The sequence below is a fragment of the Acidimicrobiales bacterium genome (assembly GCA_033344915.1).
GTDB lineage: Bacteria > Actinomycetota > Acidimicrobiia > Acidimicrobiales > Aldehydirespiratoraceae > JAJRXC01.
Genome location: JAWPML010000001.1, coordinates 1,636,232 through 1,649,691 on the forward strand (window position 1 = coordinate 1,636,232; position 13,460 = coordinate 1,649,691).

General features: G+C 71.0%; 16 protein-coding genes. 6 read left to right on the plus strand and 10 right to left on the minus strand.

Annotated elements, in window-relative coordinates; translation table 11 throughout:
- Positions 1–230: 230 nt before the first annotated feature.
- The 5 genes from R8F63_07880 to R8F63_07900 form a co-directional block, all read right to left on the minus strand.
- Positions 231–686, minus strand: coding sequence for a division/cell wall cluster transcriptional repressor MraZ (locus R8F63_07880; protein ID MDW3218521.1), 456 nt, complete (start codon positions 684–686; stop codon positions 231–233).
- 195 nt (positions 687–881) lie between these two features.
- The gene (locus tag R8F63_07885; protein ID MDW3218522.1) at positions 882–1,586 is read right to left on the minus strand and encodes a hypothetical protein; all 705 of its coding nucleotides are present in this window, start codon (positions 1,584–1,586) and stop codon (positions 882–884) included.
- Positions 1,547–2,053: an HNH endonuclease gene (locus tag R8F63_07890; protein MDW3218523.1), complete on the minus strand. Its 507-nt coding sequence runs from the start codon at positions 2,051–2,053 to the stop codon at positions 1,547–1,549. The genes R8F63_07885 and R8F63_07890 overlap by 40 nt, the downstream gene beginning before the upstream one ends.
- 11 nt (positions 2,054–2,064) lie before the next feature.
- Positions 2,065–2,331, minus strand: coding sequence for a hypothetical protein (locus R8F63_07895; protein MDW3218524.1), 267 nt, complete (start codon positions 2,329–2,331; stop codon positions 2,065–2,067).
- Entirely contained in the window at positions 2,328–3,209 is an 882-nt protein-coding gene (locus R8F63_07900) for an ROK family protein (GenBank protein MDW3218525.1), read from the minus strand. The genes R8F63_07895 and R8F63_07900 overlap by 4 nt, the downstream gene beginning before the upstream one ends.
- Before the next feature lie 103 nt (positions 3,210–3,312).
- Between R8F63_07900 and R8F63_07905 the strand changes: the two genes are divergently transcribed.
- Genes R8F63_07905 through R8F63_07915 form a run of 3 tightly spaced genes read left to right on the plus strand, consistent with a single transcriptional unit; the run spans position 3,313 to position 7,827 of the window.
- Positions 3,313–4,311 carry a MoxR family ATPase gene (locus tag R8F63_07905; GenBank protein MDW3218526.1) on the plus strand — a complete coding sequence of 333 codons (999 nt, stop codon included), beginning with the start codon at positions 3,313–3,315 and terminating at the stop codon, positions 4,309–4,311.
- 1 nt (position 4,312) lies between these two features.
- The gene (locus R8F63_07910) at positions 4,313–5,473 is read left to right on the plus strand and encodes a DUF58 domain-containing protein (protein ID MDW3218527.1); all 1,161 of its coding nucleotides are present in this window, start codon (positions 4,313–4,315) and stop codon (positions 5,471–5,473) included.
- Positions 5,473–7,827 carry a DUF3488 and transglutaminase-like domain-containing protein gene (locus R8F63_07915; GenBank protein ID MDW3218528.1) on the plus strand — a complete coding sequence of 785 codons (2,355 nt, stop codon included), beginning with the start codon at positions 5,473–5,475 and terminating at the stop codon, positions 7,825–7,827. The genes R8F63_07910 and R8F63_07915 overlap by 1 nt, the downstream gene beginning before the upstream one ends.
- Before the next feature lie 21 nt (positions 7,828–7,848).
- Here the strand turns inward: R8F63_07915 and R8F63_07920 are convergent, their stop codons facing one another.
- From R8F63_07920 to R8F63_07940, 5 genes are all read right to left on the minus strand, one after another.
- Entirely contained in the window at positions 7,849–8,235 is a 387-nt protein-coding gene (locus R8F63_07920; GenBank protein MDW3218529.1) for a DUF3040 domain-containing protein, read from the minus strand.
- 90 nt (positions 8,236–8,325) lie between these two features.
- Positions 8,326–9,597: a DNA polymerase IV gene (locus R8F63_07925; GenBank protein ID MDW3218530.1), complete on the minus strand. Its 1,272-nt coding sequence runs from the start codon at positions 9,595–9,597 to the stop codon at positions 8,326–8,328.
- Positions 9,594–10,085 carry an NUDIX hydrolase gene (locus tag R8F63_07930; GenBank protein MDW3218531.1) on the minus strand — a complete coding sequence of 164 codons (492 nt, stop codon included), beginning with the start codon at positions 10,083–10,085 and terminating at the stop codon, positions 9,594–9,596. Before R8F63_07930 ends, R8F63_07925 begins: the two co-directional genes overlap by 4 nt.
- Positions 10,086–10,116: 31 nt before the next feature.
- A complete protein-coding gene (locus R8F63_07935; protein MDW3218532.1) occupies positions 10,117–10,821 on the minus strand; it encodes a helix-turn-helix domain-containing protein in 705 nt (234 codons plus the stop codon).
- A gap of 18 nt (positions 10,822–10,839) precedes the next feature.
- Positions 10,840–11,562, minus strand: coding sequence for a polyprenol monophosphomannose synthase (locus R8F63_07940; protein ID MDW3218533.1), 723 nt, complete (start codon positions 11,560–11,562; stop codon positions 10,840–10,842).
- Positions 11,563–11,631: 69 nt separating this feature from the next.
- Between R8F63_07940 and R8F63_07945 the strand changes: the two genes are divergently transcribed.
- From R8F63_07945 to R8F63_07955, 3 genes are read left to right on the plus strand one after another with little or no spacing between them, the layout of a single operon-like run.
- The gene (locus tag R8F63_07945; GenBank protein MDW3218534.1) at positions 11,632–11,937 is read left to right on the plus strand and encodes a hypothetical protein; all 306 of its coding nucleotides are present in this window, start codon (positions 11,632–11,634) and stop codon (positions 11,935–11,937) included.
- Positions 11,934–12,722 (plus strand): inositol monophosphatase family protein, encoded by a 789-nt coding sequence (locus R8F63_07950; GenBank protein ID MDW3218535.1) that lies wholly within the window; start codon positions 11,934–11,936, stop codon positions 12,720–12,722. Before R8F63_07945 ends, R8F63_07950 begins: the two co-directional genes overlap by 4 nt.
- Before the next feature lie 54 nt (positions 12,723–12,776).
- The gene (locus tag R8F63_07955; protein MDW3218536.1) at positions 12,777–13,457 is read left to right on the plus strand and encodes a response regulator transcription factor; all 681 of its coding nucleotides are present in this window, start codon (positions 12,777–12,779) and stop codon (positions 13,455–13,457) included.
- Positions 13,458–13,460: the final 3 nt, after the last annotated feature.

Below are 13,460 nucleotides of genomic sequence, written 5' to 3' on the forward strand. Positions count from 1 at the left end.
CCGGACCGTTGACGGTCGGATCGAAGCGTTTCCGCATCGGTCATCTGCAGTCTCCCGACCAACGGCGTCCGCCGGGATTTCTCCCCGGTCGGACTAATGGCAAGCGGGCGGAGTACGGGTCTTCCATTTGTCGGTCGGAAGACTGCAGATGATCGAGTCGTTCACTTCGGACCGTCAGGTCCGGCGGGCTCCCTTCTCGTGCTCGGTGTGCTGATCAGGTGTCGGGACGCTCACGATCGAGCTCCCAGTCCGTGCCCACGCTCGATGGCGTCGGCCAACTTCTCGGTGCCGGCCGGGGACACGGTCGCCCAACGGGCGGGGTCCCAGACCTCGATGCGGCGCAGCGCGCCCGTCACGACGACGGCGCGTTCCAGGCCGACGATCTCGCGCAGGTGCGGCAGGAGCCGCACCCGTCCCTGGGAGTCCGGCACGACCTCGTCGGCCTGGCTCGCAAAGGCACGCAGGGCGTTCACGTCGACGTCGCCGGCCGCCACCTGCTCCTCGAGCGCATCGGCCATCCGGTCGAACTCCGCAGCCGGAAGGATCGCGAGGCAGTGATCGAGCGGCGTCACGAACGCCCCCTCGGCCAGTTTGGCGCGAAACGACGCCGGGAGGATGAGGCGCCCCTTGTCGTCGATTGTGTGTTCGTAGTTGCCAACGAAGCGTGCGTTGCCGCTGATCGCCATGGTGCACCCCCTCTCTCCTGAGCTCTCCCCAACCCTCCATATCGAGCCACTCTACTCCCCTTCTCCCCACCAAGGCAAGGCTTCGCCCCCCGTTTCTCCCAATTTCTTCGACGGAGCGCGCGAACGAACGCGCGTTCGGTGAACACGCGTTCGGTGGAGACGCGTTCGATGGAGACGTGTTCGACCGGGCTCTGTTCAGCCGGCGGTGAGCACGTCCAAGAACGCGGATTCCACGTCCGCGTCCGCGGCCACGGCGACGCGGTCGCGCCATGCCAATCCGGCCTCGGCCGCGCCCTCGTGGGCCAGCAGCCCGAAGGTCAGCGCGGCATCCCAGCGTCGATGCACGACCGACTGCAGACGGGTCCAGCGACGCGTGCGGCGCTGGCTCACGCCGACCAGCTTGCGCGCCCCGGCGAAGACCTCGCCCGGCCCCGCCCCGGCGAAGCAGACCGACTCGGCCCAGCCGTCGCGGGTCGCGTTGGTGCGGTGCACCGCCAGGTCGGTCGCCCCCCACCGGGCGGCCGCCGAACACCAGACATCGCCGAACCAGTCCGCGGCGCGGATGACGTCGTCGTCCCACCGACGGTCACCGGCCGGTACCCAGACATCGATCCAGACATGGTCATCGGGGACGAGCAGCACCGCCCCTCCCCCGCTGCGCCGGCGAGCGACGACCACCCCGGCGGCCTTCGCCCGCTCGTGGTCGACGGCCGCAGTCGACTGGCTGCTGCCGAGCACGAAGCTGGGCTGGTCGACGGTCAGGACGTCCACCGTCGGCACGGCGCGGTCCGGCTCGGTGGGGTCGTGGAGACTCGCCGCCAAGCCCTCACGCCGCCGGAGCACCCAGCCGCCGTCGAGGTTCACGCCGACCGGCGGCCGGGCGTGAGGTACGGCGTCCACGCCGTCGGCACGGTGCCGGCGGCGACCTCGATCCACGTGCTGGGAGGTGGTGGGCCCGGAGGACGCGCCAGCCGCATCGTCGTCTCGCCGAGCAGGCGGTCGCGCTTGCCGCCGTTGCACCGCCGACACGCCGCGACGACATTGTCCCAGGTGTGGCGGCCGCCCCGGCTGCGGGGCACGACATGGTCCACGGTCTCCGCGCCCGCGCCGCAGTACTGACACCGATGGCCGTCCCGGGTGAGCACGCCTCGGCGGTTCGGTGAACGGTGCTTCGGGTAGGGCACGTTGACGTAGCGGTTCAGGCGCACGACCGACGGCTCGTCGAGCGCGAGACGTTCACTCCGTACCCGACGCCCCGATGCGTGGAGCAGTTCGACCTTCTCGGCGAGCATGAGACAGATCGCCCGACGGGTCGGCACCACAGCGAGGGGCTCGAAGGTCGCGTTGAGAACGAGCACCCCGGCCATGGCACGAAAACCTATACAACCCGTCGGCGCCGGTTCTCGGCTTTGCACCATCGCAGCCACGCGAGGAGGTCGTCCCGCTCGAGTGCGTGCGCCGGGTCGCCGTACTGTGTCGTCGCCCGGAAGGCCAGCATCGCGGGGTCCGGCACCGGCAGCCGGGGCGCCGTCGCCCACCACCGGTCCGGGACCAGGCGGACGTACTGGCGCAGCGCCGTGGCCCACAGCCCCGGCCGGACCGCCACCGCCAGCGCGGCCCGGGCGACCTCACCGGAAGCGCTCACGACGCCGCCCCCAGCAACTCGTGACCCAGACCGGCGAACCCCACGGCGGCCGCGCCCACGATCGGCCCGTCCGATCCGAGACCGGCGGGAATGATCCGCGTGCCGACGGAATGTTGCAGCACGGCGACCCGGTCGATCTCCGCCTGGGCCGCAGCGAAGAACTCGTCGCCGAAGCCGAGCGCCACCGAGCCGGCGACGACGGCCAGTTGGAGATCGAGGAGGTTCGCCACCGAACCGACGGCCCGTCCGACCATCGTGCCGGCACGACGCCGTTCCTCGCGGTCCGCGTGGCGGGCGTCGGCGCCGGTCCGGAAGGCGATGGCGGTGCCGCTCGCCTCGGCCTCGAGCACGCCCCGAAGGTGGCCCGGGAGCTCGGTGCCCCCGGGTTCGACCACGACATGGCCGATGTGGCCGGCGTTGCCGTCGTCGCCGTCGAGCAGACGACCGTCGAGCACGATGCCGCCGCCGACGCCGGTCGAGACCACCATGCCGATGTAGTTGGCCACCCCGCGGGCCGCGCCGAGCCAACCCTCGGCGAGGGCGAGCGCCTTGGCGTCGTTGTCCACGAACGTGGTGAGGCCCGTGGCCGCAGCCACCCGCTCACGCAGCGCAAAGTCGCGCCACACGCCGATGTTGAGCGGCGAGACAGCCACGCCGCCGCGGCGCATCGGGCCGCCCGAACCGACGCCGCAGACGTCGAGCGCGGCGAGATCCACACCGTCGATCAGACCGACCAGCCGGTCGAACAGCTCCTCGCCGTCGGCAGCACCCTTCGAGGAGACGCGGGCCCGCTCGGTGACGCTCCCCGCGCCGTCCACGACCGCGACCTCGAACTTGGTGCCGCCGATGTCGATGGCGAGGGCGCGGGTGCCGAACATGGCGGACAACCTATGCGCCGGGGCCCCGGTCGTGTGACCCGCTGTCCACAGGCCGCCGACGTGTCGTACCATTCACGGCCGTACCGATGGCGTCGGAGGATCCGTGACCACAACTGATGACCAGTCGGCCTCGGTGGACCAGCACGGGGCCTGCGCCGGCTTCGCCGAACGGTTCACGTCGATCCGACACAATGTCGAACGGGTGATCCGGGGAAAGACCGACGTCATCCACCTCCTGGTGCTCGCCCTCGTCTGCGACGGACACGTGCTCGTCGAGGACGTGCCCGGCGTCGGCAAGACGAGCCTCGGCAAGGCGCTCGCCCGCAGTGTGGACGGACGGTTCGGCCGGGTGCAGTTCACGCCGGACCTCCTGCCGACCGATGTCACCGGCATGTCCGTGTGGAATCGAAGGGACGAGAGCTTCGAGTTCCGACCCGGACCGATCTTCTCCGACGTCCTGCTCGCCGACGAGATCAACCGCGCCTCACCGAAGACCCAGTCGGCCCTGCTCGAAGCCATGGCCGAGCGACAGGTCACCTCCGACGGCGTCACCCATCAGCTCGGCTCGCCGTTCATGGTGATCGCCACCCAGAACCCGATCGAGCACGAAGGCACCTACGCCCTCCCGGAGGCCCAACTCGACCGGTTCCTCATGCGCCTCAGCATCGGCTACCCGGCCCGGGAGGCCGAGCAGATCATCCTCGAGCGCCAGGGCGGCAACTCCCAGGCGGTCGACGCGCTTCCCCCGGTGGTCAGCGCGGCCGAGGTCCGGGAGATGTCCGACTCCATCGAGAACGTCTATGTCGCCCCGGCCCTGCGCTCCTACCTGCTCGACCTCGCCGAGGCGACGCGGCGCCACGGGTCGCTCAGCCTCGGCCTCTCGCCCCGCGGCATCCTCGCCCTCCAGCGGGTCGCTCGGGCCCAGGCCGCCTCGCAGGGCCGTACCTACGCCACACCCGATGACGTGAAAGCACTCGGTCGGGTCGTGATGCCGCACCGTCTGCTCGTCACCCCCGAGGTTCGGATGCGCGGCGTCACGCCCATCGACGTGGTCACCGAGATCCTGGACGGCGTACCGGTCCCCAGGCCGGAACGAGACTGACATGCCCACCCGCGCCGGCTGGGGAGTTCTGGTCGGCGGCGTACTCCTCGTCGCGGCCGGGCGCCTCGTGGGGGGCGTGGAGTTCCTCGTGCCCGGCGCCGCCGCCATCGCCGCGGTGGTGGGCGCGGTGCTCGTGCGGCGGTTCCGGCCGTCACGCATCGCCATCGCCAAGCAACTGACCCCGCCGCGCGTTCCGGCCGGCGATCCGGCCCGGGTGGACCTCGAGGTCGCCAACCGGGGCCGGGCCCGCTCCCCCCTGCTGCGCCTGCACGATCAGGTCACCGGCACCCGGGGCGTGCACCTGTCCATCGCCGCCCTCGAACCCAACGGATCCACCCGCGGCGCGTACCGAATACCCACGACGCGGCGGGGCATCCTCCAACTCGGCCCGACCACGATCGAGGACGTCGATCCGCTCGGGCTGGCGCGGCGCAGCCACCGTCTCGACTCCACCGTGCGCCTGATCGTCCACCCGCCGATCGAGGCGATCCCCGTCCGGCGGGTGCCGTCGGGGGACGACCCCCTGCTCGGCGAGGAGCTCCGTCGGTCGCTCGGCCTCTCCGACGAGGAGTTCGACGGCCTCCGGCCCTACGCCCCCGGCGACGACCTGCGCCGGATCCACTGGCCCTCGTCGGCCCGCCAGGGCGACCTCCAGGTTCGCCAGTTCCGGCCGCCCCGCCACGGCCGACTGACCGTCGCGATCGACACCCGCCCGCCCGGCGACACCAGCGAGGCGCTGGACATCACCACCTCGATCACCGCGTCGATCGCGGCGTCCGTCCTCGATGCCGGGGATGCAACCCGCATCGAGACCACCGACGGACGCAGCACGCCGCTCGTCCACGGCAACGCGCAGCTGGACCCGCTACTCGAGTTCCTCGCCCTGCTCGAGGGAGGCAGCCCGGTGATCCACCCGGCGGTCCCGACCGAGGCGGGCACCGTGGTGGTCGTCACCACCGACCCGCAGATCGCGGCTGATCGGACCGCCCGCGGCACGCTCGCCCAGCGGCTCCGGGCCCGCATCGTCATCACCTGCGACGCCCGCCAGTGGGGCGCGGCCGGCGGCCACCACTCGACGGGCGAGTGGATCCACCTCACCGGTCCGGGCCAACTCGCCGACCTGTGGACGCTCGACAGCCATCGCGGCGCCGTGGTCGTCTGATGATCGAACGCCAGAAGGTCCTGCTCGGCGCCGAGATCGCCCTCGCCGCCCTCACGGTCGTCGTCACGATCTCGCTGGAGCGGCTCTTCACCGATCTCGGTTTCCTGCGCGAACTCGTGATCCTCGCCCTCGGTTCCCACCTGGTCGCGGCACTGTGTCGCCGCGCCGACCTCTCGATGGCGCTCAGCACCCCGATCAGCGGTCTCGCCCTGATCGTCCTCGGCACCGCGGTGTTCTATCCCGACGCCGCGGCGCTGATCGTTCCGACGGGCGAGACGGTGTCCGTCCTCGGCGACGACCTGCGGGAGGCATGGCGGATCTTCGGCGAGGACGCCGCACCCGTGATCCCCCACCGTGGCTTTCTCGTCACCACGGCCGTCCTCCTCTGGTACGGCGTGTTCCTCGCGGACTGGGCGGCGTTCCGTCTGCGCTCCCCGCTCGAGGCGGTCGCCCCCGCCACGGCGGTCTTCGTCTTCGCCTCCCTCCTCGGCGTCGACCGGAACTCGATCGCCCACGGCCTGCTGTACGCCGTCGGACTGCTCGGCGTCCTGCTCACCATGCGCGCCGAACGCCAGGTGCGCGAGGAGGTGTGGGTCGCCGGAGGCGCCCGCGACGGCATCACCACCACCCTGCGCGTCGGCGCCGTCGCCGGCGCGTGTGCCGTGCTCGTCGGCGCCCTCGTCGCCCCGCGGCTCCCGGGCGCCAGTGCCGAACCGATCGTCGACATCGCCGAGATCGGAAATCCCTCCCAGGTCCGTTCGGTGGTGAGTCCGTTGGTCGAGATCTCGACATCGTTGGTCGAACAGACGAACACCGAGCTCTTCTCGGTACGGGTCGATCCGGACGAAGCCGACTACTGGCGGCTGATGGCGCTGACCACCTTCGAGAAGGAGATCTGGCGGCGAAGCTCCAACTTCGACGACGCCCGCGGCCCGGTCGGCAGCGACATCGACGCCCGCGTGGCCACCACCACCGTGCGTCAGGAGATCACCATCGCCGGGCTCGGCAACATCTACCTCCCGGCCGCCTACGAGGTCTCGAACATCATCGACGACGACGGCGTCGACCTCGAATACGAAGTCGCGACCGGCGCCCTCGTCGTCGAACGGGGGCTCGAAGAGATCCCCGCCGGGATGACCTACACCATCGAGTCGCAGGTCCCCGACTATGACCCGGCCGACCTCCCCACCGACGCCGCCCAGGGCCTCGACGACGAGTTCGTGCGCCACCACACCCAGCTTCCCGACGACTGCGCCATCGACGAGGCCCCGGCCGAAACCAATTGCTGGCCCACCGAGGTCACCGACCTCGCCCAACGGATCATCGCCGATGCCGGCGCCACCACCGACCACCAGCGCGTCATCGCCCTGCAGAACTTCTTCCTCGACCCCGACCGGTTCACCTACGACATCGATGTCGCCCTCGAACACGACATCGGCGACATGACCACGTTCCTCGACGTCGGCCGCGGCTATTGCGAGCAGTTCGCCTCCACGTTCGCGGCGATGGCCCGCAGCCTCGGCATCCCCGCCCGCGTCGCGGTCGGATTCACCTGGGGTGACTGGGACGAGGCCCGCGGCGAATTCGTCGTCTCCGGACGCCACGCCCATGCCTGGCCCGAGGTCTACTTCGCCGATGTCGGCTGGATCATCTTCGACCCGACCCCCGGCCGCAGCCGCGGCCACGACGGCGACATCACGCAGCTCCCGACCCCACAACAGTTCCCCGCCAACGAGCAGGGCGACGAGATCCTTCCGCCGCCGACGGACCTCCCGCCCGAGCCCTCGGTCGCGCCGGGGCCGGGCGACCCGACGCCCCAGAACCCGTCGCCGAACTCACAGGACGACATCCCCGCCGAGGACGAGGAGGTCGTCGTCGGTGCGCCGACGGACGATGGCGGCGGCCCCTGGTCGCAGGTGCTCATCGGCCTCGTGGTCGTCGCGGCCGTCCTCGCCTTCGTGCCCGCCGCCCAGGCGCTGCGCCGCCGCCGCCGTCTCGCCGCCGTCGCCGCCGACCCGGTCGGTCGCGGCGAGATGGCCTGGGACGACGCCGTGGTCGCCCTTCGGCTCATCGGGCTCGAGCCGAGGCCCCATCAGACGCCGCACGAGTTCGCCTCGACCGTCGCCCGTAGCACGCGTGACGTCGGGCCGCTACGCGACCTCGCAGACCAGGTGACGACGCTGCGCTACGCCGACGGCGACGACGCGGTCCCCCACGCCCTCGCCGCCCAGGATGCCGCGGCCGTCATCGTGCAGCGGTGCCGCACCATCGTCGGCACGCCCCGCGTGGTGCGTGAAGCCCTGGATCCGCGCAGCCTGCTGGGCCCGCCACCACCGAGCGCCCTCGCCCGCTAGGTCCGCCCGAAGCGAGAGGCCTCAGACGTCGGGTTCGTCAGGCCGTTGGAAGCGCTCGCGCATCTTGTTGCCGGCGCCACCCATCGCGTCGCGCAGCCCCGCGCCGCGGAAGTTCTCGGTCATCTGCTCGAGCCCGGCCCGGCCGAGCTTGCGGGCGTTGTTCTCGAACCACAGCAGGCTGGCGAGCATCAGCAGGAACCCGCCGAACGCGAGCACGAACGATGTGGAGAGCAGGACGACCATCAGCACGGCACCGGCCACGAAGCCGACCGTCGCCCACTTCAGGTTGCGGAACGCGTGCGTGTAGATGGTGGTCTGCGCCACTTCGCGCGCGAGCGCGGGGTCGGATTCGTAGAGATGGTCCTCGATCTCGCTGAGGATTCTCTGTTCGTCCTCGGAAAGCGGCACCGATCTCCTCCAGCCCGGGTGTCGTGCCCTCCAGTCTCGCACAGCGCCCATCACTCGACAACGCGCCCGGCGTCGAATCGCGCGCCGGTTTCAGCCCTCGTCCGGACCCCACTGCTGTTGGCCGACCTCGAACCGGCGGATGCCGTCGCCCGGGCGGGAGAGCGCGGCCGGTCCGATGGCGCTCGAGCCGAAACGATCACGGATGTCGTCGATCACGGCATCGGCGTCGCTCCAGGCGGGTCCACTCACCTCGTCGAGGGTGAGCTGACGCACGGAGCCATCGACGAGCTGCGACACGGACACGCCGAACAAGCGCACGCCCGGCGTCGGATCCAACTTCGCCAGCATCGCCTCGGCCTCCGCGGCGATGGCTCGGGCGCCGTCGACCGGCTCGGGGACCGTGATCGATCGGGTGATGGTGGTGAAATCGGCGAAGCGCACCTTGATCGTCACGGTCCGACCGAGGAACGAACGCTTGCGGAGCCGCGCCGCGACGGCGTCCGCCATGCGCACGAGGTGGGGCCGCAGATCCTCGAAGGTCACCAGGTCCCGGGCGAAGGTCTCCTCGTGGCCGATGGACTTGAGTTCCTGATCGATCTCGACCGGCCGGTCATCGCGTCCGTTGGACAGCGAATGGAGATGCAGCCCGACCGCTTTTCCGAGTGCGGACTCGAGCCGGGTGAGCGGCTGGGCCGCGAGGTCGCCGATCGTCTCGATGCCCATTCCCGAGAGCTTGCGGGCCGTGGCCGGCCCCACGCCCCAGAGCTCCCGCACGGGCTTCGGATGCAGGAACGCGAGCTCGCGGCCCGCGGCGACGACATGGACCCCCGACCCGAAGACCGGACCCCGCTCGGACGGCGACGGCTTCGCCTCCTCGGTCGCGAGCTTGGCGAGGAACTTGTTCGTCGCCACGCCGACGGAACACGTGAGCCGCTGGTCGCGCAGGATCCGCGCCCGGACGTCGGCGGCGATCTCGGGAGCGCGGTCGGTGCCGTGGAGCGCCCCGCGCACGTCGAGGAACGCCTCGTCGAACGAGAGCGGCTCCACCCAGGGCGTGACGTCCTTCAGGATCGCCATGATCTCCGCACTGACTTCGCCGTAATGGGCGTGGTCGCCGGGCAGGAACACCGCATGGGGACAGAGCCGACGGGCGCGGGTGGACGGCATGGCCGATCGGATTCCGTACAGCCGGGCCTCGTAGCTGGCCGCGGCGACGACACCGCGATCACCGGTGCCACCGACGACCACGGGCTGACCCCGCAGCTCGGGACGACGTCGCAGCTCCACGGACGCGAAGAACGCGTCCATGTCGACGTGCAGGAACCCGAGGGTGCCGTCCGGGGGACGACCCGAGGTGCTCATTCGAGGATGCGGTGAGCGGCCATCTCCGCCGGGTTACGCCCCGTCGCCCGATAGCCGTAGTGGCGGACATCCGGCCAGGGCCCCGCGAGCCAGTCCCGCATCGGTTCCGCCACCCACACCGGCGCCGTGTGGAGCCGTTCGTCGATCGCGGCCGAGTCGAGGAAGTGGGCCTCCACCACGATGCCGTCGGGGTCATCGACGGCAAGCGTGCCCTCGAATCCCTCGGCGAGGTGGACCTCCACCTCGAGATGCATCTCCAGGTCGACGAACGCGACGGTGGTTGTCCAGCACAGTCGCTGCCAGGTCGCGACGTCGAGTCCCGTCTCCTCCTGCACCTCCCGGGTCAGCGCGTAGAGGCAGGTCTCGCCATCGTCGACGACGCCGCCCGGCGTGCTCCAGTCGACTCGTCCGTCGCGTCGACGGTTCGCCACCAGCAGGGTGTCGTGCCCGTGCGTGATCAGCCCTCCGGCGACCTTCCAATGACGCATGCGGCCAGCATGCCAGCCGGGTCGGGCGTCGTCAGCTACTCGGGTTCTCCAGCACGGCGCCACCGTTGCCGATGTCCGGAGTCACCCCCGTCGATTCCTCGATCGCGGCAGTCCCGATGTCGGTCCCCTGCTGGGTCGGGTCGGCCGGCGGCTCGCCCTCCGCGACGAGCACGAGGGTGCCGACGGCTGTGGCGGCGATGACGACGCCGACGAGGGGCAGGAGCAGTTGCCGGCGGATCCGGCGCTGATCCTGTTCGATCGTGGCCTCGTCACCGATGAGGCGATGCAGGCGCGTCTCGACGTCCTCCGCCTCGAGTTCGAGCGCGGTCGCCAGGACCTCGAGATCGACGTCGCGCAGGGGCAACGATGCCCCGATCCGGAGCCCTCGAAGCCGATAGACGAGCGCGAGATAGCGGGCGAGGACGGCATCGGGCCCCGATAGCGGATCGACATCGAGATCCGTGTGGTTGACCCCGATGCGACCTTCGTCGAGATCGATCACCAGTTGGGAGCGGGCGGGCACCAGGTCGGCGTCCTGCACTCCATAGATGTGCACCAGCGTGTGCAGCATGCCCTCGTCGAGGTCACGGCGGCCGTGTTCGATGTCGTCCAGCTCCACGACCGACAGCGCGGTGCCCTCGATCAGGTCGTCCAGTTCGAGGCCGGCGGCGACGCGGGCCTCACGCAGGAGGCCGCCGAGACGGCGCGGCGGAACGAGCGATGTGGTCGAGGACATACCCCGACCCATCGGCATTCAGCGACGGAACCTGAGCACCCGGTCGCGCAGCCCCCACCACGTCACCAGCACCAACGCTTCGGCGACGATACGGCTCGACATCTTCGACTCGCCCCGCTCCCGATCACCGAACTTGATGGGTACCTCGGCGATCGAACCCCCGCTCAGCAGGACGCGATGTGCCATCTCGATCTGGAAGCCGTAGCCGTCGGCCCGCACGGTCTGGAAGTCGATCTCCGCGAGGGCGGGCGCGGCGTAGGCGCGATAGCCGCTCGTGGCGTCGCGGACCTCGAAGCCCAGGACGCGAGCCGCATACCGGTTGCCCCACTTCGACAGCGCCCGGCGATGCCACGTCCAGTCGGGGATCGATCCACCCGGCACGTAGCGGCTGCCGATGACGAGATCGGCGCCGGCATCGACCCCGGCGAGCAACGACGGCAACGCAGCGGGATCGTGTTGCAGGTCGCTGTCCATCTCGACGAGCACGTCGAAACCGTTGATCAGGCCGTGGCGGAAGCCGTCGCGGTAGGCGGACCCGAGCCCGGACTTGGCCGGGCGCCGCATCACCTCGACATCACCGAGCTCCGCCCCGACCGACTCCGCGAGATCGGCGGTGCCGTCGGGCGACCCGTCGTCGACGACCAGCACGTTCGCCTTCGGGCACGCGTCGCGGAGGCGACGAAGCACCTCTTCGATGTTCGTCGCCTCGTTGTAGGTCGGAATCACCACGAGAGCACGCACTGGCGGGCCACTCTAGGGGCAAGCCCGGCACGCCCACGTCCTTCCCCGATCGGTAGAGTCGCGTCCGTGATGTCCGACGCCCCCGGCTCCCCGACGGGCGGTCCGCCGAACGCGGCACCGCCCCTGCTCGCCCGCATCCTCGCCGTGCTGGCGATCGTCGTCGGCGGCCTGTGCGGCGGCCTGATCGGCTTCGCCGTCACAGACATCTCATGCACCGACGGATGCACCGGTGCGGCGAGCGTCGTGGGTCTCGCCAGCGCGATCGGGTGTGCGGTCGGCGTCGCCATCGTGGCGGTCCTCGCCCTGCGGGCCATGGCCGAGTGGAACGCGAAAGAGGCCATCGAACGCGCTCACCACGACCCCGGCGACGCATGAGTCCGGCGCTGCCGAAGCTGCTCGCGATCGCGGATGCTGCGATCGACGCCGTCCTGCCCCGCCTGCGTGCCGCCCGACGCGAGCTCGATCTCGGCGTGGAGACGAAGTCGACGGCCACGGACCTCGTGACGGCGTTCGATCGCTGGAGCGAGGAGACCATCGTCGCCCGCATCACCGCGGCGCGCCCCGACGACGGGTTCGTCGGCGAGGAAGGAGCCACGGTCGAGGGGCGCACAGGCGTGGTCTGGCTCATCGACCCGATCGACGGCACGACGAACTTCGTCTACGACCTGCCCGGCAGCTCGGTGTCGATCGGAGCCTCGGTCGACGGCACGCCCGCGGTCGGCGTGGTCCACGACCTGGTGCGCGACGAACGCTTCCGGGCGACGCGGGGCGCAGGGGCGACGCTCGACGGCGAGCCCATCAGCGTGAGCGCCAAGCGCGACCTCCCGACCGCGCTCCTGGCCACCGGCTTCGCCTACGACGCCGACCGGCGGCGGGCCCAGGCGACGGCGCTGGTCGACGTGCTCCCGGCCGTTCGCGACATCCGCCGCCTGGGCGGCGCCGCGGTTGACCTCTGCTCGCTCGCCTGCGGACGCGTCGACGGCTACTACGAACGGGGTCTGAGCCCGTGGGACTCTGCGGCCGGGGCCCTCATCGCGGCCGAGGCAGGGGCGGTGTTCGACGACCGCACCTCGGCGGGAGGGGCGCTGGCGGGCGCCACGCCGGGCATCGCGGCCGAGCTTTTCACCCTCCTGGCGGACGCCGGCGTACACGACGCCTGAGCCGGATTGTCCGGGTGGTCCCCGCGACCGGCCGGAATCTGGCAGCATCCCTCCGTGGGAAGTCGCATTCTGACCGTTGAGGACGACGAACGGATCCGGACCTCGGTTCGTCTCGCCCTGGAGGATGAGGGCTACGACGTCGTCGAGGCCGAGTCCGGCGAGGACGCGCTGCTCGCGTTCGGACAGGATCCGGCCGATGTCGTGCTCATCGACATCATGCTCCCGGGCATGGACGGCTTCGAGGTCTGCCGGGCCATCCGCAAGATCAGCGACGTGCCGATCGTGATGGTCACCGCCCGCGCCGACACCCACGACGTGGTCGCCGGGCTCGAGGCCGGCGCGGACGACTATCTCACCAAGCCCCACGCGCCCAAGGAACTGTCGGCCCGCATCCGGGCCCTGCTGCGCCGGGTCCGCTCCTCTGACCCGGGCAGCCGGCAGATGGTGTTCGGCGAACTGGAGATCATCCCCGACGAGGGCGTGGTCCGCGTCGGCGACGACGAGGTCCACCTCACCAAGACCGAGTTCCGTCTCCTGGTCGAGCTCGCCTCCAACGCCGGCCGCGTGTTCAGTCGCGAGGTCCTCCTCGAGCGGGTCTGGGGCTACGGCTACTTCGGCGACGGCCGTCTCGTCGACGTCCACATCCGGCGCCTGCGCACGAAGATCGAGCCCGACCCGGCGAACCCCCGTCACGTCGTCACGGTTCGGGGCCTGGGCTACAAGCTCCAGGCCTGACCG